Origin of the sequence: Hymenobacter nivis (assembly GCF_006439025.1) — a bacterium.
GTDB lineage: Bacteria > Bacteroidota > Bacteroidia > Cytophagales > Hymenobacteraceae > Hymenobacter > Hymenobacter nivis_A.
Window position 1 is genome coordinate 306,401 of sequence record NZ_RCYZ01000006.1, and the last position, 20,811, is coordinate 327,211.

Genomic DNA, 20,811 nt, shown 5'->3' on the forward strand with positions numbered 1-20,811 from the left:
GGCCCGGGGCCCCTGTTCGAGGATAAAAGTGGTCTGGCGAAGCCCTGCGGGTAATTCGCCGGACCACTCCCGTTTCAGGCCATTGCCCCGCTTTTTGCGCTGACAGCTGGCCAAAATCCACGCTACATTTAGCGCTATGCGCGGAATCCTGGTTGCTTTCCTGTTGCTATTGGCCAGCTTGGCCCGGGCCCAGGGCTCCGCCGAGCTGCGCGGCCGCGTGGTGGATGCCGAAACGGGCCAGCCGGTGCCCAACGCGCAAGTGGGCGTGGCCGGCAACCGCCTGGGCACCAGCACCAACGCCGAGGGGGTTTTTACGCTCAGCGTCCCGCCCGCGTACCAGCACGAGCCGCTGGAGGTGGCCCTGCTCGGCTACCGCAAGTACACCCAGGCATTGCCGCCGCTGCCGGGCCCCGGGTTGGTCATCCGCCTGCAAATCAGCCCCGCGGCGCTGGGCGAAGTGACGGTGACCAGCTCCGTGACGGGCATCATCCGGGAGGCGGTGGCGCGCATTCCGCGCAACTACCCGGTGCGGCCGGCGCGCCTCACGGGATTCTACCGCGAGGCCGAAAGCGCGCGGGGCGACAGCAGCCAGTACCAGTACTTTGCCGAAGGCTTGTTGACGGTGTACCAGGCGGGCTACCAGCACCCCGGCGACGACGGGGCAGTGGAAATCCGGGAGTCGCGCAAGGTGGAGCTGCGGGCCCCCGGCACTGCCGACCACAGCTGGTACGGGGGCCCCTTCGTGCCGCACCAGCTCGATTTTGTGCACCGCCGCGCGGCCTTCATCAACCCAGCCCACTTCCGCGACTACGATTACCGGCTGCTGCCCCAAACCACGTTCCGGGGCCGGCCGGTGTACGTTATTGCCTTTGCCCCCAAGCCGGGCCGGGCGGCGCGGGCCGATTACGCGGGCCGGCTCTACATTGAGGAAAACAGCTACGCCTTTCTGCGGGCCGAGTGGCACCGCACACCGGCCGGCCTGCGCCACGAAAACCAGGCGGCCGTGGCCATCGAAGCGCGCGTCAGCCGCGTCGATTACCAGCCCTACGCCGGCCGCTGGTACCTCAAAAGCGCCCGGCAACGCACCCAGGGCCGCCCGCGGCTGGGCCCCCAGGGGCCCGTCAGCGTGCTGGTGGAATACCTGACCACGGCCATTGACACCACGCAGGCGCCCCGGCCCAGCTACGCGGCCCGCGCCCAGTACCGCGACGTGTACCTGGAAAACCCGGTGCCCTATGACTCTACTTTTTGGCAGCGCCAAACTACGCTGGTGCTGCCCGCGGCCGTGCGGCAGGCGCTGCGCCGGGCGGCCGCGCCGGGCCCCGTAGCGGCGGCCGAAAGCCCGGCCACTGCGGGGCCCCCAGCCGCCCCGGTGCGCCGCCCGAGCCGGCTGCGCTACGGCTACTTGGTGGGCACCTGGCCGGTGGCGGTATCCGGCGGCGCGGTGCAGGCGGGGTTTGCGCCGGCCGGCTCAAGCTTTCAAGCGCTGGGCACGGCGGCGTTGCGGGCGCAAAGCGCAACGTATTGGTATGGTTTCTCTTACGAGTACAATGCCGTGGGCGGGTGGTGGCTGCGCCTGGCCTCGCGCAGCGGCTTCGGGCGGCTGGGCGGCAGCGGCTGGGAGGGCGGCCTGGCCTACGAGCGCAACCTCAACCCGCGCCGCCGGCCGGTTTTGGCGCGGGCGGGGCTCACGTATTTTCGCCAAACCGTGGGCCGCGACCTGGGGCCCTACCACAACCCCGACGCCGGCCTGCGCGTGGCCGGCACCGCCTTCAAAGCCGACGAAATTGGCCTGACGCTGCAAACCACCACGGGGGCCCTGCAGCCCAAGCTGGGCCTGGGCCTGGAGCTGAGCCGCCGCCTGGAGCTGGTGGCCGACGCGGGCTGCCTGCTCTTCCCGCGCACCCGCACCCAGCTGGCCCTCGACGAGCGCAGCGGCTTCTGGCTCAGCCGCAGCGCGGCCGCCTTCGACCTGCCCACCGCCGAGGCCACCCTGCGCGTGAATGGCCAGCCGGCCACCGCCGCGCCGTGGCAGCCCGGCCGGCTCACCTTCAGCTTCGGGCTGCTGTACCGGCCGCGGTAGGGCCCCGGGGGCGAGGTTCCCTCAAAGTGAGCAGATAGCCTCCCGGTACGCCCCGGCCGTATGGGCTTGGTATGAAGCTAGGCTTGGAATTTTACCAGCGGCCCGACGTGCTGCAAATTGCCCGCGAGCTGCTGGGTAAACACCTTTACACCAGCATTGACGGGGTGATAACCGCCGGCCGGGTGGTCGAAACCGAGGCCTACCGCCACGAGGGCGACCACTCGATGACCATGCACCTGCAACGCAAGCGCCAGCAAGCCAGCGCCTTGTACGTGCCCGGCGGCCACGCCTACATCTACACCGTGTACGCCCGGCACGCGCTGTTCAACATCGCCACCCACGACGCCGCCCACCCCGATACGGTGCTCATCCGGGCCATCGAGCCGCTGGTGGGCGTGGACGAGATGCTGCGCCGCCGTGGCCTGGGGGCCCCCGCGCGCGCCCTCACCGCGGGCCCCGGCGTGCTTACCCAGGCGCTGGGCATCACGCCCGCCCTCAGCGGCACGGCCCTGGATGGCAACGTATTATGGTTTGAAGACCACGGCGAAACCGTGCCCGCCGCCGATGTGCTGGCCAGCGCCCGCGTGGGCCTGGCCTACGCCGGGGCCGAGGCCGCGGCGCTGCCCTGGCGCTTCCGCATCGTTGGCAGCCAGTGGACCAGCCCCGCCAAGTAGCGCGCCCTTTACCACCCCAGCTGCGTATCGTTAGCTGAATTTTATATCTCCCCTTATCATGGCTACTTCTGAAGATAACTTGGGCGGCCGGCTGCCGCTGCTGGCGCCCGACGCCCTCGACGCCGACCAGCAAAAACTCTACGACGCGCTGACGGCCAAGATGGTACCCTGGGCCAACCAGTCGGGCTTCCGGGCCGATACCGCCGACGGCCGCGTCATCGGGCCGTTCAACGCCATGCTGCGCAGCCCGCGCATCAGCCAAGCTTTGCTGGCCCTCACCAACGCCGAGGGCGAATTTACCGCGCTCAGCGAGCGGGTGCGCCAAGTGGTCATCCTCACCGTGGGGGCCCTGTGGCGGGCCGACTACGAGCTGTACGCCCACGCCGCCGTGGGGGCCCAAGCCGGCTTCGACGCCGCCACCGTGGGGGCCCTGGTGGCCGGCGAGAAGCCCGCCGCGCTCTCCGCCGCCGAAAGCCTGGCCTACGACCTCACCCACCGCCTCACCGCCCAGCACCAAATACCGGCCGACCTGTACGGGCAAGCAGTGGCCACTTTCGGCGAGAAGGGCGTGGTGGACCTGATCTACCTCGCCGGCCACTACATGATTATTTCCGGATTGCTTAATACCTTCGCCGTCCCCGCGCCGGCTCCCTCCTGATTTATCAGGTAATAGGCCGTTGGATGTGAGCGTTTTGGATGCCGGTTGGTATTTGCTTACTTTAGGGGGTCTTTTGCTGTTTTCGCATGAAAAAAAACTTGCTTCTCGTGGGGTTGGCGGCGGGCCTGGGGGCCCCCGCGGCCCGGGCCCAAGCGCCGGCGCTGGCCACGTTTCCGGTGGGCACGGCCACCGTCACGGTGTCGGAGCTGACGCCCGGGCTGGCCACCATCTGGGAGCTGGCCTGGGGCCCCGACGACTTCCTGTGGGCCACCGAGCGCGCCGGGCGCATCAGCCGCATCAACCCCACCACCGGGGCGGTGCTGCCGCTGCTCACCATCGACGACGTGACGCAGAACAACGAGAGCGGCTTGTTGGGCATGGCCCTGCACCCCGATTTTGCCACCCAGCCCTACGTGTACGTGGTGTACAACTACACCGAGCAGGGGGCCCTGAAGGAGAAGCTGGTGCGCTACACCTACGCCGCTGCCGCCGGCACGCTGGGGGCCCCGCTGGTGCTGCTGGGCGGCATTGGGGCCACCACCACGCACAGCGGCTCGCGCCTGCTCATCCTGCCCGACCGCACCCTGCTGATGACCACCGGCGACGCCCAGCAGCAGCCCGAGGCCCAGAACAAAGCCTCGCTGAACGGCAAAATCCTGCGCCTGAACCTCGACGGCACCGTGCCGGCCGACAACCCCACGCCCGGCAGCTACGTGTACACGCTGGGCCACCGCAACCCCCAGGGCCTGGTGCAGCTCGCCGATGGCCGCCTCTACAGCTCGGAGCACGGCCCCAACAACGACGACGAAATCAACAAGATAGAAGTGGGCCGCAACTACGGCTGGCCCACCGTGGAGGGCCTCTGCAACCTGCCGGCCGAGGCCGCGTTCTGCGCCGCCAACAACGTGCGCGAGCCCCTCACCACCTGGACGCCCACCATCGCCCCGGCCGCCCTCAAGTACTACGACCACCCCGCCATTCCGGGCTGGCGCGGCAGCCTGCTGGCGGCGGCCCTGGGCGGCCGCCGCCTCGTGCAGATGCCCCTGGATGCCAGCGGCATGACCATCACGGCCCGCAACGAGTTTCTGGCCACCTTTGGCCGCCTGCGCAGCCTGTGCGTGTCGCCGGCCGGCCGGGTATACGTGGGCACTAGCAACCGCGACGGCCGCGGCACCCCCGCCACCGCCGACGACCGCATTTTGGTGCTCGAAAACCGGGCCTACATGCCCACGGCCAACCGCAACGCCGCGGCCGTCAAGTTCGAGATTTTTCCCAACCCCGCCCGCCAGCAGGCCAGCCTCACGCTGCCCGCCCCGGGGGCCCACGTCACCATCTGCGACATGCTGGGCCGCCGCCTGCGCGAGCAGTCCGTGGCCGGCCTCACCGCCACTCTCGACCTGGTCGGCCTGCCCGCCGGCCGCTACTTGGTGGCCGTGGCCACCGCCGCCGGCACCGCCACCAGGCCCCTGAGCGTGGAGTAAGCAGGGGCCCCACAAGGGTTGCCCAGGCAATAAAACCTCTCTTTCCGGTCAGCAGTAGGAATTTCAACCGCGGAAACGCTGTTGCCCGCCGACGATTATCCGACAAGGAAAGCAAACGCCGGGCCTGCGCCCACCAAGCCAGCTGGCCGAGGCAGTGCCGTATCCTTGTGCTCGTAAGACGAATTATTTGCCATGAAGCCCCCGAAATTTCAGGTTGACCAAGCCATTGTGTGCGTCAACGACGACTTCAGCATCCTGCTGGCCCAAAACCCCAACATCCGCGTGCCCAAATCGGGCCCCGTGTACCACGTGCGCGCCCTCTACGCCGTGGGCGGGGCCTGGGGCCTGACGCTGGCCGAGGTGCACAACGAGGACGTGGCCCCCGGCTACCCCGAAGCCAATTTCAACGAAGACCGCTTTGCCCCGTTGGAAATGCTGCCCAACGACGCCCTGGCCGAGCTACTGGCCGAATCCCTGGAGCTGCAACCGGTGGTGTAAGGCCCTGGTAGGGTTGGCTGAAGAAGCCGCTAACACTGATTTCCACCCAAAAGCAAGTCCGGTCTTGGGCTTGCGGCCCAGCGCGTGGCCGTGGATTCCTTCACCCAAACGACGCCACTGTCAGCGGAATTTGCCGATGCCGAGTCGGGCAAGTAGAACCAGCGCCTCCGGCTGGCCGCCGCGATGGCCCTGGCCAAGTTGCGGGGCCCCACGCTGCTCATCGCCACGCCTGGCTGGCCCTTGCGAAACGCGGGCTTCATCTTTCAACTCCGCGACGCGGGAGTGGACTTCGTTTGCTGCGACATGCCCGACGCCGACACTCTCACCGTCGCACTTTTTGCGTTCATTGACGCGGGGTGCGTTAAATCCGGCAACGAAAACGGGCCAGGTTGGCGGCTAAGATGCCGCCAACCTGGCCCGTTTTCTTCACTACTCCTTCTGGGATGGTAGCGTTAGCCAGTGGCTATTGCCGCACCAAGCGAACTTGCTGGGTGCCGGAGGCACTGCGCAGCTGCACCAGGTAGAGGCCCACCGGGTAGGCGCCCACCTGCAGCTCCACGTGTTGCAGCGTGCCCCCCTCGGCCCGGCGGCCGGGCAGCTGCGTTACCAAGCGGCCGGTCATGTCGTACACCGCCAGGGTGTAATCCTCGGTTTGCGCCAGGGCGAAGTTCAGCTGCACCTTATCGGAAGCTGGGTTCGGGTAGGCCAGCAGCTGCGGGGCGACGGCCGCTACTTTGGCTACCACCGGGTGGCTGGCCGACGCACGTTTGGCAGCGGGGGCAGCGGTGAGCACTTCGAGGGCGGAGAGCTTGGCCGCGTCCACGCCGCCGGTGCGGGCCAGGGCGGAGAAGTCGAGGTTGAGCACGCCGTCGGTGACGGTGACGGTGAGCGTCTCGGTGGTGGCCGTCAGGGGCCCCACTTTCTTCACAATGTCGTAGTTGTCGAGCGCCAGGGCCCCCTCGGCGGCCACGTCGAAGACGCGCTGGCCGGGCTGGGTCCAGTAGGTTTCGGCGAAGTGGAGCACGACGCGGTAGGTGCCGTTGGCCACGGGCAGGGCGTAGCCGAAGGCGCCTTCGTAGCGCTCGGTCTGGTAGATGGCCGGGTCGGGGGTGCCGGCGATGGGGGCGGTGGTGGCCGACGTGCGGCTGGGGGAGAAGTACTGGTCGGCGGCGAAGGTGCCGATCGAGTTCGTCACCGCGGGGCCCCCAGCGTTTAGGCGGTACACTACGGTGGGGGGCGTCGCCACGGTAAAGCTTTGCGAGCTGGTCGCGGTACCGCTGGGCGTGGTCACGGCAATGGGGCCGGTGGTGGCCCCAGCGGGCACGCTTACCTTGATGGAGGTACCATCGGCGTTGACCACAAAGCCGGGTGCCACCGTGCCGTTGAAGGTCACGCTAGTGGCGCCGTTGAAGCCCGTGCCGGTGATGGCCACGCTGGTACCCGCCGCGCCGTTATCGGGCGAGAAGCTGCTGATGGTAGGGGCCGGCACCTGGTTCAGCCGCACGCTCACCGTGCCGCTATTGCCATTGTTGTAGTTAGCTGCTACAAAGTCCAAGTCGCCGTCGCCGTCCACGTCGCCCACGGCTACGCTGGCGGGGTTAGCGCCCACGGCGGGGTCGGAGCCACCGGAGAACACGCCCGTGCCGCCGCCTTTGTTATCTCCCCCGTTCAGGCGCACGCTCACGGTATTGGTGTTCCCACTGGGTACTAGTAGGTCGAGGTCGTCGTCGCCGTCCACGTCGCCCAGCATCAAGGCGCCGGGGCTGCTTACGGTTAGGTCGGAGCCGCCGGAGAACACGCCCGTGCTACTGCCTTTGTTGTCTCCCCCGTTTAGGCGCACGCTCACGGTGTTGGTGCTTCCATTGGCCACTACTAGGTCCAGGTCGCCGTCGCTATCCACGTCGCCCAGCGTCAAGTTGCCGGCTCCGCTTATAGTTAGGGTGGAGCCTCCAGAGAACACGCCGGTGCCGCCGCCCTTGTTATTGCCCCCGTTCAAGCGCACGCTTATTGTGTTGTCCTGGTTAGTCGCTACTAAGTCTAGGTCGCCGTCGCCGTCCACGTCGCCCACGGCCACAATTTGGGGGCCAGTGCCCACGGCTGGGTCGGAGCCATTGTAGAACTCGCCCGTGCCGCCGCCGAGGTTGTCTCCTCCGTTCAGGCGCACGCTTATCGTGGTGCCGCCGGAGCTAGCCGTAAGCAGATCCAGGTCGCCGTCGCCGTCCACGTCGCCCACGGCTATGCCAATGGGATAGGACCCCACAGAATAGTCGTCGCCGCCGGAGAACACGCCTTTGCCGCCGCCTTGGTTGTTTCCCCCGTTTAGGCGCACGCTCACCGTGCCGTCGCTGTTGGCATTGGCCGTGAGCAGGTCGAGGTCGCCGTCGCGGTCCACGTCGCCTAGTACCACGCGTAAGGGGTGGTCGCCAACGGCCACGGTGGTGCCGAGGCTAAATACCCCTGTCCCAGAACCACTTGCGTTGCCCCCGTTCAAGCCCACGCTCACTGTGCCGCTGCCGTCACCGCCGTAGTTAGCGTTAGCTGCTACAAAGTCCAAGTCGCCGTCGCCGTCCACGTCGCCCACGGCTACGCTGGCGGGGCCGTTGCCCACAGCAAGGTCAGAGCCGCCGCTGAACGTGCCAGGTGCCATGGCAATAGCAGCCGTAAACTGATAGGCGTAGGGCACAGCAAGGTGCGTATTGTTCCCGGCCGATGCCGTAGCATTCGTAGGGCTATCGAAGGCGCTTGAAGCCATCGTGTTGCGGGGTGCCGCTAGGGGGTCGCGAACCGAAACCAGTGGATTGGTGGCGGCTGAACTCAAGCCCGTCAAGGTCAGAGCCAAGCTATTAAGCGGCAGCAGCAGCAGCCCATATGCCAATTAAGGGCGCGAGCTACGCATAGAAAGTAAGCGTATATTCATACGGTTAAAAAGAAAGGGGTTAAAAAAAGAGGGACAGGGAAAATGCGAAGGATGAAGCAGTTGGAACACCCAATTCGGCCGGCTTCTAGGCCGCTGCTAGGGTGCCAAGCAAGGCGCTTCGGCAGGCCAGGTATTGAGCAAGAAAAAGAGAGGAGGGCGGCCGCCTGGGTGTCACTAGCGGAGATAAATTCCTAGAAATAATTAGTGAGCGGACGTGGCTGGTCTACGCTACAAAGGTCCGCGCCCCGGCAATGCGGCATCATCGCATGAACATGTGAAATTTCAAAAATTTATTATTTTTGTTCAATACCGCTACGGGCTTTTGCCGCTCACTCCGGGCCTGGTGCCAACTCTGGTTTATGCGTAGCTCAGCGTCTTGGCCAACAGGCCCGCCCGCGAGTTGACGCCCAGCTTGCGGTACACTTGCCGCACGTAGGTGCGCACCGTATCGAGGCTCAGGCACAGCTGGTCGGCAATACCCTGGTAGCTGAGCCCGGCGCTCAGCCCGCGCAGCACCTGCTGCTCGCGCACCGTGAGGTCGGCCGGCAGCGCGGGCAGCAGGGCCGGGTACAAGTGGTGCGTCAGGAGCTGGGCCACCTGGGGCCTTATAACCAGGCCGCCCGCCGCCGCCACCAGCAGCGACTGCTTGAGCAGGGGCAGGGGAGCCAGGTATTCGAGGTAGCCCGCCGCACCCTCGCGCAGGGCCTCCACCACGCACTCAGCTTGTCGGGGGCCGCTCAGAATGAATAGGGTTACCTCAGGCAGCCGCTGGCGCAGGTCGGCCAGCCCCGTCAGGCCCGAGCAGCCCGGTAGCTGAATATTGGCCAGCACCAGGCGCGGCTTGGTCGCCAGCTGCTTTAGCCCCGCCAAAAACTCCTGATGCGAGCCCACGCACAGCACGCACGCAAACTCGGGCTGGGCGCTCAAATACTGCCACAGCACTTCGCGGCGGGCCGGTTCTACTTCAATAATGCCAAGGGCTATCATCTGGTGGGGAGGGGTAGCCCGGTTATCATGCCCACTCCCCACCGTCGGGAGGTGCGCTGCTGGCGGGCCCACCGCTAGGGAAGGGTAGGGTATTGAATGGAAATTGCGGGACTACTCGGCCAAGGGTATTCCGCTACTAGGTATGGGCCCCAACAAAAACTCGCCCCTGCTGTCGGGGACGGCTATGGTTATGGGCAGCTGGCCCCCGCGTTGGCCTCCTGGGCTGGGCAAGCACGGTGCCTGCCCAGCCGAGTGCGCGCGAAACTGCAGCAGCAGTCCTTAACTAAGCCTGGGTTCACAGCTGGGAAGAAAAAGGGTAGCGGCTCGACGGCCCTTGGCTGCCAGCCTCATCTGTAGCAAGAAGTATCTGGCTAGCCAATGGGTGGTTGGCACTGCAAAACTGCACGCCCCCAGTAGCCAACCCTGTTAAATGCTCGCCAATCTGCGGACAGTGCCACAGATTGGCAGTTGAGCCTTCAATTTTGGCAGGCATTCTGCAATCCTGCTGCCGCCACTTCACTGGCAAGTACCCTTTCAACTACCTCGTCGGGCGCGGTGAAGGACTGGTTGAGGCCCCGGCTTGCTTGCTGGCTGCTTCCCTATTCAGGCCGGATAGTCGGCGGGGCGCCGGCCAAAGCGCTCGGTGTAGAGGGTCGCAAAATACCGGGAGCTGGCAAAACCCACCGCTTCGGCTACCTGCGTCACCGAGCCAAATCTGCCAGCTTCCAACAAGAGCCGGGCTTGGTCTAGGCGCAGCGCGCGCAGCCACGCGGCCGGCGTGCGGCCGGCCAGCTCGCCCAGGCGGCGATAGAGCGTGCGCTCGCTCAGGCACAGCAAGCGGGCAAGCTCTGGGGGCCCAAACCGTTCGTCGGCCAGGTGGTCGCTCGCCTGGGCCTGCCAGCGGGCTAGCTGCGCATTCCCCCGAGCTTCCAACAGGCGCCGGGCCTGGTCCAGGCGCAGCGCGCGCAGCCACGCCGCCGGCGTGTGGCCGGCCAGCTCGCCCAGGCGGCGATAAAGCGTGCGCCCGCTCAGGCACAGCAAGCGGGCAAGTTCTGGGGGCCCAAACTGTTCGTCGGCCAAGTGTTCGCTCGCCTGGGCCTGCCAGCGGGCTAGCTGCGCATCCCCCCCTGGGCGTAGCGCCACCACGGGCGCTGGGGCAACGGTGGACGTGGCCCAGCTAGGGGGGGCGGCCGGAGAGTCCGCCGCCACCGCGGCCGGCAGTGTGCCGCCGAGCGATGAGACAAGTTGGTGTCCCGCTTCAGTTGCCCACCCCGCAGGGCCGTTGCTGGGTTGCCGCTGCAGCCAGGCATACGCGGAAGCCAGCTCGTCGAAGGTGCACACGACGGGGGCCTCAATCTGGAGCACAAAGCCTTCGGTGAGGCGCGGCGAGGCCAACTGCTGGGGCAGTACCCAGGCCAGGACCTGCAACCCGGCGGCATGCATCTGGGCCAGCCAGTCCAGGCTCCGCGCCTAGAGCTGCATCGTGGTGCGCGTGATGCCTGAATTGTCATTCAGAATTCTCGCGCAGGGAAACGCCCGCAGCGTATCCAGCATGAGCGCACACGCGGCCCAGGAGGAAGCGGGATCGTGCTCACCCTTCCACTCGACATACTGCCACTGGTTATCGAAGTCGTAGCTGATGGAAAGGCCAGGCGTATCGACGAGCGGGCACAAGGGCATGGGCCAAGGAGTGGGGGCTGGAAGAGGTAGCTAAAAAAGGCAGCGTCAAAAATACACTGGTGCGTTGACCTGACCCCGAATGAGTTTGTCTGTGCCCAATAGTAGGAGAATCCTACCATCTTCACTCGTGACCCAACCTAGCTCACCTTGGGGTTATTCATCTATTAGACAATGCGTTGCGGGTTACTGGGCTTTTATAAAGTTTATATGATTGAATAATAGACATCCAAAAAAGGACCTTATTCTGGAGGGCTTTCGACCCCGCCCAATCGGCCAGGAAACGCAGGTTTTACGGACCGTTTTCCGCACAGTTTTTTTGAGGGCTTGGGGTTCACGAAACTCATCCTTGCGGAGGCGTTTTATAAACTCATTAACTGAACCAGAACTGAACCAGTTTTTTGAAATCCGACTGCCTTACTGGCTGCTAAAATGGGTTGGTCAGCGGCTGTTCAGTGAAAGGAGGATTATGTCAGCCCACTGGTCGCGCTAAGGCTACCTTCGCGCTGGCCTCTACGGGGAGGGTAACAAGCTCTTTGCTGGTAATAAACGGGCCCTAGTGCCTCATTTTGGGAAGTTTATAAAAATAAACACCCGCCAAAAAGCCGCTACGGCCCGGCAGGTGCAGCGGCTTTTCGAGGGAGGCAATCCCTGGGGCTTACCCGGCGTCGCCAGACCCGGAAACGGTGGGCGCTGGGGCTTGGCGGGCCCGGGCCAAAGCCCGCAGCCGGCAAGCGTCGCGGTGCAACGCCGTGGCCGCGCGGGTCACCTGCTCGTTCAGTTCCACGCCTGGCAGGGCCCCACCCAGCACGCTGATGACCGCGAGGCAGGCCAGGGCGAGCCCCGCCGCGAGCAGCGCGGCCGCCCGGAACAACAGATGAGCGTAGAACGGGAGCAGGGGCATAGGGCGGGGCGGCAAAAGCAAAAAGGGGCGTCTTTCAGGCGGGCCAAGATATGAAAGAAAGGGAGACCAGCACCCGGGCGCGGGTGGCCGTGTCCACCTGGTTGGTCAGCCTAACAGAACTTGCGTTCAGGAAAACGGTAGTCCTAGCGGGCGGGCATGCGGGCGACCTCCATCAGGTCGGGCGTTTCGCGCACGATGCGCAGGGCTGTGCCGCGCAGGGCCACGCGCAGGGCCTGCCGGCGCGTGAGCCGGCCGCGCACGGGCTGCACGGGCACGTTGACCAGCGTGCGGTCGGGGTAGCGGATGAAGCAGCCCGTGGCGTGGGCGATGGCCCGGGCGGTTTCGTCGAAGCGTTGGGCGGGCAGGTTGTAGACCACCTGCTGGTCGCACCGCCCCAGGGCGATGCGGGCGCGGGCCGGCGGCGAGGGGGCGGCGTGTTGGGCCTGGGCCCGCGGAGAAGCGGCCAGGCACGGGACCAGGAGCCCCAGGCAAGAAAGAAGGCGGAGCGAAAGCATGCGCGAAAGTAGCCCGCGGCCAGGGGCGAGGCCTTTGGGAAGCGGGCCACAAGCGGCGCATCGGTTTACTTGAACGGTGGTTTTTGTGCTTGTCACGTTCCTTAAACGAAGAATAAGAAGACGTGACAAGCGGCCTTTATTCCCTTTGCGTGAGTCAGTCGTTACTAAAATATAGAAGGGCTTTGGTCTTATTTAAACCACCACTATGTTAGATAGTAAAATACCCTGCGCCTAGTGGGAGCTAATATTCAACTTGGGAGAGTGGAAATTTATAACAGAAGCCTTTTTCAGCTTTCCAGCCTCCAACAGCGCACTTGTGTAACCCATTTTATGAGTCAAAACAAAATCAGCCACCCATCTTTGCAGATAAGTGGCTGATTTTGAATGAGCGAGAAACGAGGTTCGAACTCGCGACCCTCAGCTTGGGAAGCTATGATACAGACTTTATCATGGTTACCCACCATTCATCAAAAGTGCTTTTACATACTCTAAAACACATGTTATCTTGTTAGCGTTTATCAGGAACAACTCGTTTTCTACTACATTTGTGTAAACCGCAGTGTAAACCGCCAGCGGTTTACCTACTATGAGCAAGACCACCGACCATAAGGAAGGCAAAGCGGCCGTGAAGGTCATCTACTTCCCCAGCAAGACCCTGGCAGATGGCTCCCATCCTTTTCTGGTTCGTATTACAAAGGACCGGAAGCGCAAGTACATTGCTACGGGTTTATCCTTGCTGCCCCGGTACTGGAACGCGGAAAAGAGCAACTACCGCGATGCTATTCGCAAAAGTTATCCTGAGCCCTATCGGGAGCAGTTGATAAAGGACCTTACCGACTGGGAGGCAAAATACAGCGAGGCGGCCAACACGCTGGCCAGCGCCGACGAACAACACGACGCGCCGGCTGTGGCCGCCAAAGCCATTGAGGGCCGCAAGGCAGCGCGGCGCATAAAGCTGCTGGCCTACTGTGATGAGCTGAGCGCGGGCTACCTCAAAACTGGACAAGCCGGCAACGCGACGGTGTACCGTGACTTGCGCAACCAGCTGGCGAAGTTCGTCGCGTCTCAAGCCAATGCGCCCGCGCCACCCACTGGCCGGGGTCAAGCCGACGCCTGGACCGCTTGGATAAATCGATATGACGTACCTCTAGACCGAGTGAATGTGCAGTTCTGCACCGAGTGGGAGCAAACGCTACGCGCTACGGGCATAAAGGAAATAACCTTGTCACTGCGCTTTAGGACGCTCAGGGCAGTACTTAATCAAGCCATAGCGGCCGGGCTGGTGAAGCCCACGGCCTACCCTTTCGCCCGCACCGTAGCCGAAAAGCACAAGCTGCAAGTCGGCAAGTTTGACGTGAGCACGGGCAAGCGGGCGATTAGCCGCGACGAGCTGCGCAACCTGGAAGCCCTAACACCGGTTACCGACAGGCAACGGCTCGCAAAAGACGTGTTTCTGTTCTCATTTTACGGAGGTGGCATCAACTTCGTGGATTTGGCCCAACTGCGTTGGCGTGACCTGAGCGGGGTCGCCTTGAGCACCGGTCATGCTGACCGCTTGCACTATGTGCGCCAGAAGACGGGTGGCAAGTTCTCATTGCGGCTGTTGGCACCCGCTGCCGCCATCGTGGGCGCTTACCGGCCGTTCACCTTTGCTACGCCCGACAGCTACGTGTTCCCAGTGCTGGATTCGGCCAAGCACGTCAGCCCCGCTCAGGTAATGAATCGGCTGCACAAGGTGCTTGGGCAAGTGAACTCCGACCTAAAAACGCTGGGGCAACTTGCTGGCATCGCCATCCCCCTCACTACCTACGTAGCTCGGCACACTTTCGCCACCACGCTGCGCATGAGTGGGGCCGGTACGGCGGTTATCTCGCAGGCGATGGGACACAAGACCGAAGCCATTACGACAGTGTACCTCGACAGCTTTGCGTCTGATTTAATTGACACGGCTTTTGAAGGGCTGCTGTAAATGTCCCGCTCTTGACTGAATAGGTGCAGCGCCGTCTGAGTAAGCCAATACGGGTAGTATCTGGCTCCCATATCTTCGACCATTTCAATCGGGATGAAGGCTAACTGCCGACGTTGATGCCGTGGTGCACAGGCCAGACAATCCTATCAGTGACTATACATGACTGCACTATGCACTGATGTAAAGGGCAGAACCTGTACTAACAGGTGCAAAATATTAGCGCCAGCTATCATCTGTTCTGTCTTGATAGGCATTGTAACAAGCTGATAGATAGTCCTGATAAATAAAAGTCGAAAAATAGACACTGGTGTACACCAGTGTACACCACCCAAGCAGCGGGTGCTTTGCAATCGTCAAACCAAAAACGATTACGCAATGACAAACCCATTCGACTTTTTAAATAATCGACTTGAAACGATTGAGGAGCTGCTCAAACGGCTGTTGCAGCAACGTAGTCCCGACGCAGCTCCTGCACTGGGCGGCATTGAGCTAGCACAGCAGGTCACGAGACTTTCCAAAGCGCGCCTCTATAACCTTGTATCCGCGCGGGGTATTCCTCACTCAAAAAGAGGTAATAAACTATATTTCAACAGGGAAGAACTGTTGGAATGGGTAGCGGCTGGTAAGCGCAGTGAAAATAAAACGGTCACCAGCGCATGAGCACCAGCGACCGGAATTTTTTGGATTTGCTTGGAAGGCAATTCAAAAGTACAACGCAGAGCGGAATTATTACCAGTGGAGGGGGAAACAAATGCTGACCTTCTCTTCCGCTGAAAGCTACCAGGCCGAGATTTTGGCTGATGCTGCCCGCTTGGCGGCTGCGCCAGCAGACCCTGCTCCCGGCTGGCCCAAACCGGCTGCCCTGAAGCCCCGGCTTCTTCCGGTGCCGCTATTCGATATGGCATTGTTCCCGTCAACCCTACGGGCATCTCTACTTGATGTATCACGTCGGATGAGTTGCCCGCCCGATTGGCCCGCTGTGAGTCTACTGGTGACACTGGGTAGTTTGATAGGGAATCGGTGCGGTATCAGGCCCAAACAAATGGACACAAGCTGGTTGGAGGTCCCAAATCTTTGGGGTGCCATTGTGGCCGAACCATCTTCGCTGAAAACGCCGGCCTTAAATGCTGCCTTGTTGCCACTACAGCGGTTAGAGGATGCCGCCCGGAGGGAGTTCGACCAAAGCAATAGGCTTCATGAAGCCGCCGCTGAAGTATTGAAGGCTCGCAAAGAAGCTATCAAGAAAAAGCTGGCTAAGGCAGCTGATAAAGGTGATGAGCCCGAATTACAGCGGCTACAAATAGAATTGGCTGAACTTGAAGCTGTCGCGGCGCCTAAAGCCCGACGTTACATCGTCAACGACACTACCGTTGAAAAGCTGATAGAACTGCAAAATCAAAATCCGCACGGACTATTGATGTTCAGGGATGAATTGACCGGACTATTGATGAGCTGGGAAAAGCATGGCCGTGAGGGTGACCGGCAGTTTTTTCTCGAAGCCTGGACCGGAACCAGCGAGTACAGGTCCGACCGCATTGGCCGCGGCTCGCTTTATGTGCCCAGATGTTGTCTGGCGGTGCTAGGCGGAATTCAACCAGATAGGTTAGCTCAGTATCTGCATCAGACCTTGAATGGTGGCAATGATGGCATGACCCAGCGCTTTTCGCTGCTGGCGTGGCCTGACCCAGTTCGATACAACTATGTGGACGAAGTGCCAGACTTGTCGGGTCAGCTTGACGTCGTAGAACTACTACGCCGCCTCGACCAGTTCGACCCAGTGCAGCTCGGGGCTACCCTGCTGTCCGAGAATGCGATTCCGAGCTTCCAGTTCAGTGCAACGGCTCAGGAAGTGTTCGTTAGCTGGCTCATTGCTTGGCAACGAGACCTTGAAGACACTGATGAGGCTCCGGCGCTGGTTCAGCACTTGGCCAAGTATCGAAAATTATACCCAGCTCTTGCACTGTTATTCCACCTGATTCAGGTCGTCGGTGGTCAAGCCGCCAGCGGTCCTGTCAGTTCCGAAGCGGCTAAACTGGCGGGCCAATGGTGTACTTATTTCGCTGCTCATGCCCAACGCGTCTACACCTATGGAGCAGGTGTTGGAGGCGGGGTTGCAACTCTGGGCGAACGTATTAAAGAAAAGCAACTGCCTGACTGTTTCACGTTGCGTGACGTGCAGCGCAAAAACTGGCAAGGACTGAGCAATTATAGCTCTGTACGAGACGCCCTAGAGGGACTCGTTGAAGCGGATTGGATTAGGGAAGCTGCCCCAATGCCTGCTGCTGGCACAGGTCGTCCGCGGTCTGCCGCTTTCGAAGTAAACCCGCGCTTATTTCCCCCCATCGTTTGATTGCCTAGCTGACAAAACCGACGAAAACCATTCCGTCAGTTTTGTCAGCTAGGTGGTCGCTAAATTTTACTCAACACAAAAATGTCTAGACCTTACCGCTATACGCTCAAGCACCGCGCCGGACCTAAGTCCACGTGTCCTACGTGCGAAAGACCTAAGTGCTTCGTGCGTTACATCGACACATTCACTGGAGAATTGCTGCCCCATGGGTACGGGCGTTGTGACCATGAAGTGAGCTGTGGTTATCACTTGAATCCCTACCGTGCCGACAGAAACGGGGATAGTTATGCAAGACAAATTTACTTTAATGAAAAGCCGCAAAATGATTTTTCCCCACCACGCCCTTATATCCGGCCACCCGTTGTAACTCCTTCTGTAGTAGACATTCCAACCCAGTTGTACTTGGCATCATTGAAGGGTTATGAGCGCAACGCTCTGGCTATTCTTCTACGCCGAAATTTCGGGTTTGGGGTCGCTAACGACTTGATGCGACGGTTTAGCCTTGGAACTTCGTCCTGCTGGCCTGGTGCCTGTATATTCTGGTTAATTGACCAACAGGACCGGGTGCGTGCTGGTCAGATAGTACTGCTTGATGCTACCGGCCACACCGTGAAAGACCCACATCGCCGGACCACGTGGGTGCATACGGCCCTCACCACGAACTACAAGCGTAAGGGACAACCATTACCGGGCTGGCTCGCCGATTACAATGCTCAGGAACAGAAAAGCAACTGTCTCTTTGGCCTGCCTCAGCTTGCTAGTACCCCTGCTTCACAGCCGGTGTCTCTGGTCGAGAGCCCTAAAACAGCTATGATAGCGACAGTGTACATGCCAGAGTTTATATGGATGGCTACAACGAGTAAGAGCTTCCTGACGCTTGACCGGTTGATGCCTCTCAAGGGGCGTCGGGTGGTTTTGTGGCCGGACGCCGGCGCATATGCCCACTGGCAGGCCAAAGCCGCTGAATTTCGTCAACTAGGCTTTGATATGGAGGTGTCGGAGGCTTTGGAAAATAGCGTAACCGAGCAAGAGCGAAAGGCTGACATTGACATAGCCGATGTATTTCTAAGTGCATGGCCTGGCTACCCCTTGAGTTGGGCGATAGAAATCTCTACTCCTGAAACCTCTACGTACACAGAACTCTAAAAAAGGCAGATGTTTTGAATTACACCCCTGCGTAAGCACCAGTAGAACGAGCGTTAAACTGACTGCAACCGTCGCTCGCAGCTCGGGCAGCGGGCTTTGCTTGAAGTCACACGGTTAGTCCACGCAGCCCGCACCTGAGCAACCGTATTATACCGACCACACGCAGCTGCAGAGGCATTCGGTGCGTAATGGTGGGCGTAAAGGCTTCCGTTGGTGCCAAGCCAAGCTGGTTCGCTAAGTCCGGTGCCTGTCAATGGTTGCGGGGGCAAAGTCATTATGTTGTCCTGCTGAATACTATCAACTCCAAGTCTGTAGTCAAGGAAATCGATGTGCACGCTCGTGGCCACATAATTACCTGACTTTGCCCCGTCAATTATTTGCTGTCGTGTAACGGAACCCCATTTGCTCGATATATAGTGGAAATGAGGTTGGCCGCCTTGGCCTTCTTTATAATTCTCTTTTCCTGCCAAGCCTCGGTATGTCGCGAAGAAGCAGTGCCAGTCATCTCCTTTGTCGAGAATGGTCGCTACGATGGCCTTTCGTTGGTCAAGTACTTGCTTAAGCTGACCCTCGCTCATTGAGGTTTGCCCCGCAGCTTTAATGCTGCCATCGGCTTGTTGCTCGATAAAGCGGGGTAACTCGGATGAATTAACACCGCTTGGGAGGTGTTTTTCAAGGTACCGGCTATAGGTGAACCCGCGTTGCTCTGCTTCAAGTATGAAAGCCTGCAATTGCTTTGAATTGATTGTAGCTCCTTTTAGTAAGCGTAGCTGTGCCTTTTTATTTTCTGCGCTTAATAGCCCAATCAGGTACTCTGGTACGGGTTCCGACTTCATTTCGGTTAAAACCTCAGGCCATTCTCGTGAGGCTTGCTTAGCGAGTATCATTACGGCCTGCTGCTCATTTTCATGAGTGATGACACCCCTATTTTTGAGAAGCCTGGTTTTCAGAAGCACGCCGATGGTCATATGTCGGTCCAGCAAGTGTTGCACCGCGCTTGCGCGTTCAACCTCACCACTTACTACTAAGTATTCACCATTGCCCTCGTTATCTGGAATTATATCTAACCTCATGCTATTGATTTTAAGATAACAAAAAAGGGAATTAGTGCCCAGCAAGCGAACTTTCGTCAGTGGTCAGGTGCTGGCCGTCACGCTAAGCAACCCAGCTGAAGCGCGTGTGCTTTCCGACGTTGCCGCCATCGGAGCCGCGCGTGCCACTGCCCGCGGCGGTTCACCGCCTGGTAACCTACGCCCTGTTTGCCACCCCGGCGCTGGCTGGGCTGGTGCTGGAAAAGAACTTCCACGAAATGCATGTGTCCAGGTTGCTGCTTTTCGCCGTCATCGGGGCCTGGGCCCGCTAGCTGGAGGGCTTCGCCCGCTACGGCCTGCTGCTGATTCTGGTGCCCTGGTACACGTATCGCCACCTGCACCTCGACCACTCGGCTACGGGGCGCACCGCATTGCCCCCCCCGCCCCATGACGATGTATCTGGGTCGGAGGGCCGCCTTGCTCTTGCTTGTCTGGGCCGTCTGCCGGGCTCCTGACGGCGCAAAACGCGACGCGAAAACCCGGCGGGCGTCCAAGCTGGCCGACCGCAGCAGTTCCCAGGTGCAGTTTGGCGAAGATGCCGGCATGGACTGAAAATGCTAATATCCCTCGCCATCCTGAACCTAACTACTAGGTTGAAGCAGTGCCGCTAAGTCCTCAAATGTTCGCACATCATTGTCATAGGAGCACATCATAACTGTAACGTACATCAGCAGGTCCTCTACCATTTGCTTCGTAAATTCTTCCTTTTCTCTGCCGTGGGCCACATCATTCCGAAGCTCCTCAAACTTATCATGCCCATTTATTACCGAGGAATAGGTTTGAACCTTGTTTAATTCCACAAACTTGGATTTGTACGTAAAATTGATTTTATCCTTCAATCTTTCTTGTTTGTCTCCGCCATTGAAGTTGATAAATCCTTCGTATGCCGAGAATATGATAAAGAAGGCAAGCCGATAGTTGCCCCCTAACAAATTCAAATACCCTTCCGCCAGCAGGGATAGATAAAAAGGCTCACGGCTGATTTCAAGAGGGATGGCAAGCACTTTAACAGTAGAGAATAAGCCCCAATCCAAGGGGCTTATATCCGCACTATTACCAAGAAAAGAACCCTCGTAGTGAATCTCCTTTTCTAAATTATCTACGGCCTTAACTTTCAAGTTTTTTAATTTAAAGCCGTCGGAACCTGTTCCAAAACTAAACTCGTCAAGTAGCTCCGAATTATAGTTCTGCACTTTTAGCAGAAAGTCGCTTTTTTCGGTTAAATCTAAATTAATGTTCAGTTTTGTGCTAATAGCGTGCAAAGCACTTGCCTCAAAAATTCGGGTTTTTATTATTTCGCAGGTAATTACTGATTCGTAATCATAGCGAAAATTCCAGCTATTGAAAAAGACGTAGTACGAATCACTTGAGCCTTGGTAGCTGAGCATATCGTAGTCTGGGGCATTCTCTATTTGAATAATAAAATTATCGGCAATTAATGCTCTTAACGAAAAGAGTATATCCCGTTGAATGTCTGGTCTTTTTTTGAAGCTAGAAAAATTCATGGTAGTGACTATTAATTAGGCCTTTAGGGTGAATGAGACGACTCGGGGTGCTGCCGGCGTGGTACTCTCCCATAAAGAACCCCCCGGCTGGTGGAACAACTGGGGGGTCCGAAGCGGGTGCAGAAACACCCTGACTTCTGCTCTATGAAACGGGAGTACCCAAAGTTAACCCGCGCAGGACAACGCTCGCCTTCTTTCCGCCTTCGACCCTGTATGCTGCTTCTACCGCTGTTCCTGGCGCACCAAGCCAACCTGGTAGGTCCGAAAGGTGCGCCTTTCTGATACCCCCTCCCTTGCTCTTGGCAGCAGCTGTAAAAGGTCTTTTTTAGTGGCTCAATAAGTGGGCTCTGAAACTT

18 protein-coding genes are annotated in these 20,811 nt (G+C 60.3%); 10 read left to right on the top strand and 8 right to left on the bottom strand.

The annotated features are described in order from the left end of the window. Positions 1-136: 136 nt before the first annotated feature. The 5 genes from EAH73_RS15710 (at position 137) to EAH73_RS15730 (ending at position 5,394) form a co-directional block, all read left to right on the top strand. Positions 137-2,083 (top strand): carboxypeptidase-like regulatory domain-containing protein, encoded by a 1,947-nt coding sequence (locus EAH73_RS15710; RefSeq protein WP_140468198.1) that lies wholly within the window; start codon positions 137-139, stop codon positions 2,081-2,083. A 71-nt stretch (positions 2,084-2,154) separates the two neighbouring features. Then, on the top strand, positions 2,155-2,757 hold the full coding sequence (locus tag EAH73_RS15715; RefSeq protein ID WP_140468200.1) for a DNA-3-methyladenine glycosylase: 603 nt from the start codon (positions 2,155-2,157) through the stop codon (positions 2,755-2,757). Positions 2,758-2,815: 58 nt separating this feature from the next. After that, positions 2,816-3,415: a carboxymuconolactone decarboxylase family protein gene (locus tag EAH73_RS15720; RefSeq protein ID WP_140468202.1), complete on the top strand. Its 600-nt coding sequence runs from the start codon at positions 2,816-2,818 to the stop codon at positions 3,413-3,415. Between the two features lie 86 nt (positions 3,416-3,501). Continuing rightward, positions 3,502-4,896, top strand: a complete 1,395-nt coding sequence (locus EAH73_RS15725) for a PQQ-dependent sugar dehydrogenase (RefSeq protein ID WP_140468204.1) — start codon at positions 3,502-3,504, stop codon at positions 4,894-4,896. A 192-nt stretch (positions 4,897-5,088) separates the two neighbouring features. Continuing rightward, the gene (locus EAH73_RS15730) at positions 5,089-5,394 is read left to right on the top strand and encodes a hypothetical protein (RefSeq protein ID WP_140468206.1); all 306 of its coding nucleotides are present in this window, start codon (positions 5,089-5,091) and stop codon (positions 5,392-5,394) included. 463 nt (positions 5,395-5,857) lie between these two features. On the opposite strand, the gene EAH73_RS15735 is transcribed toward EAH73_RS15730, so the two are convergent. The 6 genes from EAH73_RS15735 to EAH73_RS15760 all read right to left on the bottom strand — a co-directional run bounded on the left by EAH73_RS15735 (position 5,858) and on the right by EAH73_RS15760 (position 12,394). Next, the gene (locus EAH73_RS15735) at positions 5,858-8,077 is read right to left on the bottom strand and encodes a malectin domain-containing carbohydrate-binding protein (RefSeq protein WP_161599571.1); all 2,220 of its coding nucleotides are present in this window, start codon (positions 8,075-8,077) and stop codon (positions 5,858-5,860) included. A gap of 591 nt (positions 8,078-8,668) precedes the next feature. Next, positions 8,669-9,298, bottom strand: a complete 630-nt coding sequence (locus tag EAH73_RS15740) for a LuxR C-terminal-related transcriptional regulator (RefSeq protein ID WP_140468210.1) — start codon at positions 9,296-9,298, stop codon at positions 8,669-8,671. A gap of 603 nt (positions 9,299-9,901) precedes the next feature. Continuing rightward, positions 9,902-10,741: a helix-turn-helix transcriptional regulator gene (locus EAH73_RS15745; RefSeq protein WP_140468212.1), complete on the bottom strand. Its 840-nt coding sequence runs from the start codon at positions 10,739-10,741 to the stop codon at positions 9,902-9,904. Between the two features lie 27 nt (positions 10,742-10,768). Next, positions 10,769-10,972 (bottom strand): hypothetical protein, encoded by a 204-nt coding sequence (locus tag EAH73_RS15750; RefSeq protein ID WP_140468214.1) that lies wholly within the window; start codon positions 10,970-10,972, stop codon positions 10,769-10,771. Positions 10,973-11,633: 661 nt separating this feature from the next. Next, complete coding sequence (locus EAH73_RS15755) at positions 11,634-11,879, bottom strand: hypothetical protein (RefSeq protein ID WP_140468216.1); 246 nt, start codon at positions 11,877-11,879, stop codon at positions 11,634-11,636. A 143-nt stretch (positions 11,880-12,022) separates the two neighbouring features. Further along, positions 12,023-12,394 carry a hypothetical protein gene (locus tag EAH73_RS15760; RefSeq protein WP_140468218.1) on the bottom strand — a complete coding sequence of 124 codons (372 nt, stop codon included), beginning with the start codon at positions 12,392-12,394 and terminating at the stop codon, positions 12,023-12,025. Between the two features lie 586 nt (positions 12,395-12,980). On the opposite strand from EAH73_RS15760, the gene EAH73_RS15765 reads away from it, so the two are divergent. The 4 genes from EAH73_RS15765 (at position 12,981) to EAH73_RS15780 (ending at position 17,859) form a co-directional block, all read left to right on the top strand. Then, entirely contained in the window at positions 12,981-14,363 is a 1,383-nt protein-coding gene (locus tag EAH73_RS15765) for a site-specific integrase (RefSeq protein WP_140468220.1), read from the top strand. A gap of 375 nt (positions 14,364-14,738) precedes the next feature. Then, positions 14,739-15,023 (top strand): helix-turn-helix domain-containing protein, encoded by a 285-nt coding sequence (locus EAH73_RS15770; RefSeq protein ID WP_140468222.1) that lies wholly within the window; start codon positions 14,739-14,741, stop codon positions 15,021-15,023. Positions 15,024-15,315: 292 nt separating this feature from the next. After that, entirely contained in the window at positions 15,316-16,713 is a 1,398-nt protein-coding gene (locus EAH73_RS15775) for a YfjI family protein (RefSeq protein ID WP_240047288.1), read from the top strand. Between the two features lie 81 nt (positions 16,714-16,794). Beyond that, positions 16,795-17,859, top strand: coding sequence for a DUF6371 domain-containing protein (locus tag EAH73_RS15780; protein ID WP_240047285.1), 1,065 nt, complete (start codon positions 16,795-16,797; stop codon positions 17,857-17,859). Between the two features lie 53 nt (positions 17,860-17,912). On the opposite strand, the gene EAH73_RS15785 is transcribed toward EAH73_RS15780, so the two are convergent. Continuing rightward, complete coding sequence (locus EAH73_RS15785) at positions 17,913-18,932, bottom strand: hypothetical protein (protein ID WP_140468228.1); 1,020 nt, start codon at positions 18,930-18,932, stop codon at positions 17,913-17,915. A 119-nt stretch (positions 18,933-19,051) separates the two neighbouring features. Here EAH73_RS15785 and EAH73_RS23140 point away from each other — a divergent pair, with 119 nt between their 5' ends. Continuing rightward, positions 19,052-19,222 (top strand): hypothetical protein, encoded by a 171-nt coding sequence (locus tag EAH73_RS23140; protein WP_161599572.1) that lies wholly within the window; start codon positions 19,052-19,054, stop codon positions 19,220-19,222. Positions 19,223-19,531: 309 nt separating this feature from the next. On the opposite strand, the gene EAH73_RS15790 is transcribed toward EAH73_RS23140, so the two are convergent. Then, positions 19,532-20,455: a hypothetical protein gene (locus EAH73_RS15790; protein WP_140468230.1), complete on the bottom strand. Its 924-nt coding sequence runs from the start codon at positions 20,453-20,455 to the stop codon at positions 19,532-19,534. Between the last annotated feature and the right edge of the window lie 356 nt (positions 20,456-20,811).

Coding starts and splice junctions, on each gene's coding strand:
- EAH73_RS15710 (WP_140468198.1), top strand. CDS start 137: ATGCGCGGAATCCTGGTTGCTTTCCTGTTGCTATTGGCCAGCTTGGCC.
- EAH73_RS15715 (WP_140468200.1), top strand. CDS start 2,155: ATGAAGCTAGGCTTGGAATTTTACCAGCGGCCCGACGTGCTGCAAATT.
- EAH73_RS15720 (WP_140468202.1), top strand. CDS start 2,816: ATGGCTACTTCTGAAGATAACTTGGGCGGCCGGCTGCCGCTGCTGGCG.
- EAH73_RS15725 (WP_140468204.1), top strand. CDS start 3,502: ATGAAAAAAAACTTGCTTCTCGTGGGGTTGGCGGCGGGCCTGGGGGCC.
- EAH73_RS15730 (WP_140468206.1), top strand. CDS start 5,089: ATGAAGCCCCCGAAATTTCAGGTTGACCAAGCCATTGTGTGCGTCAAC.
- EAH73_RS15740 (WP_140468210.1), bottom strand. CDS start 9,298: ATGATAGCCCTTGGCATTATTGAAGTAGAACCGGCCCGCCGCGAAGTG.
- EAH73_RS15745 (WP_140468212.1), bottom strand. CDS start 10,741: ATGCATGCCGCCGGGTTGCAGGTCCTGGCCTGGGTACTGCCCCAGCAG.
- EAH73_RS15755 (WP_140468216.1), bottom strand. CDS start 11,879: ATGCCCCTGCTCCCGTTCTACGCTCATCTGTTGTTCCGGGCGGCCGCG.
- EAH73_RS15760 (WP_140468218.1), bottom strand. CDS start 12,394: ATGCTTTCGCTCCGCCTTCTTTCTTGCCTGGGGCTCCTGGTCCCGTGC.
- EAH73_RS15765 (WP_140468220.1), top strand. CDS start 12,981: ATGAGCAAGACCACCGACCATAAGGAAGGCAAAGCGGCCGTGAAGGTC.
- EAH73_RS15770 (WP_140468222.1), top strand. CDS start 14,739: ATGACAAACCCATTCGACTTTTTAAATAATCGACTTGAAACGATTGAG.
- EAH73_RS15775 (WP_240047288.1), top strand. CDS start 15,316: ATGAGTTGCCCGCCCGATTGGCCCGCTGTGAGTCTACTGGTGACACTG.
- EAH73_RS15780 (WP_240047285.1), top strand. CDS start 16,795: ATGTCTAGACCTTACCGCTATACGCTCAAGCACCGCGCCGGACCTAAG.
- EAH73_RS15785 (WP_140468228.1), bottom strand. CDS start 18,932: ATGAGGTTAGATATAATTCCAGATAACGAGGGCAATGGTGAATACTTA.
- EAH73_RS15790 (WP_140468230.1), bottom strand. CDS start 20,455: ATGAATTTTTCTAGCTTCAAAAAAAGACCAGACATTCAACGGGATATA.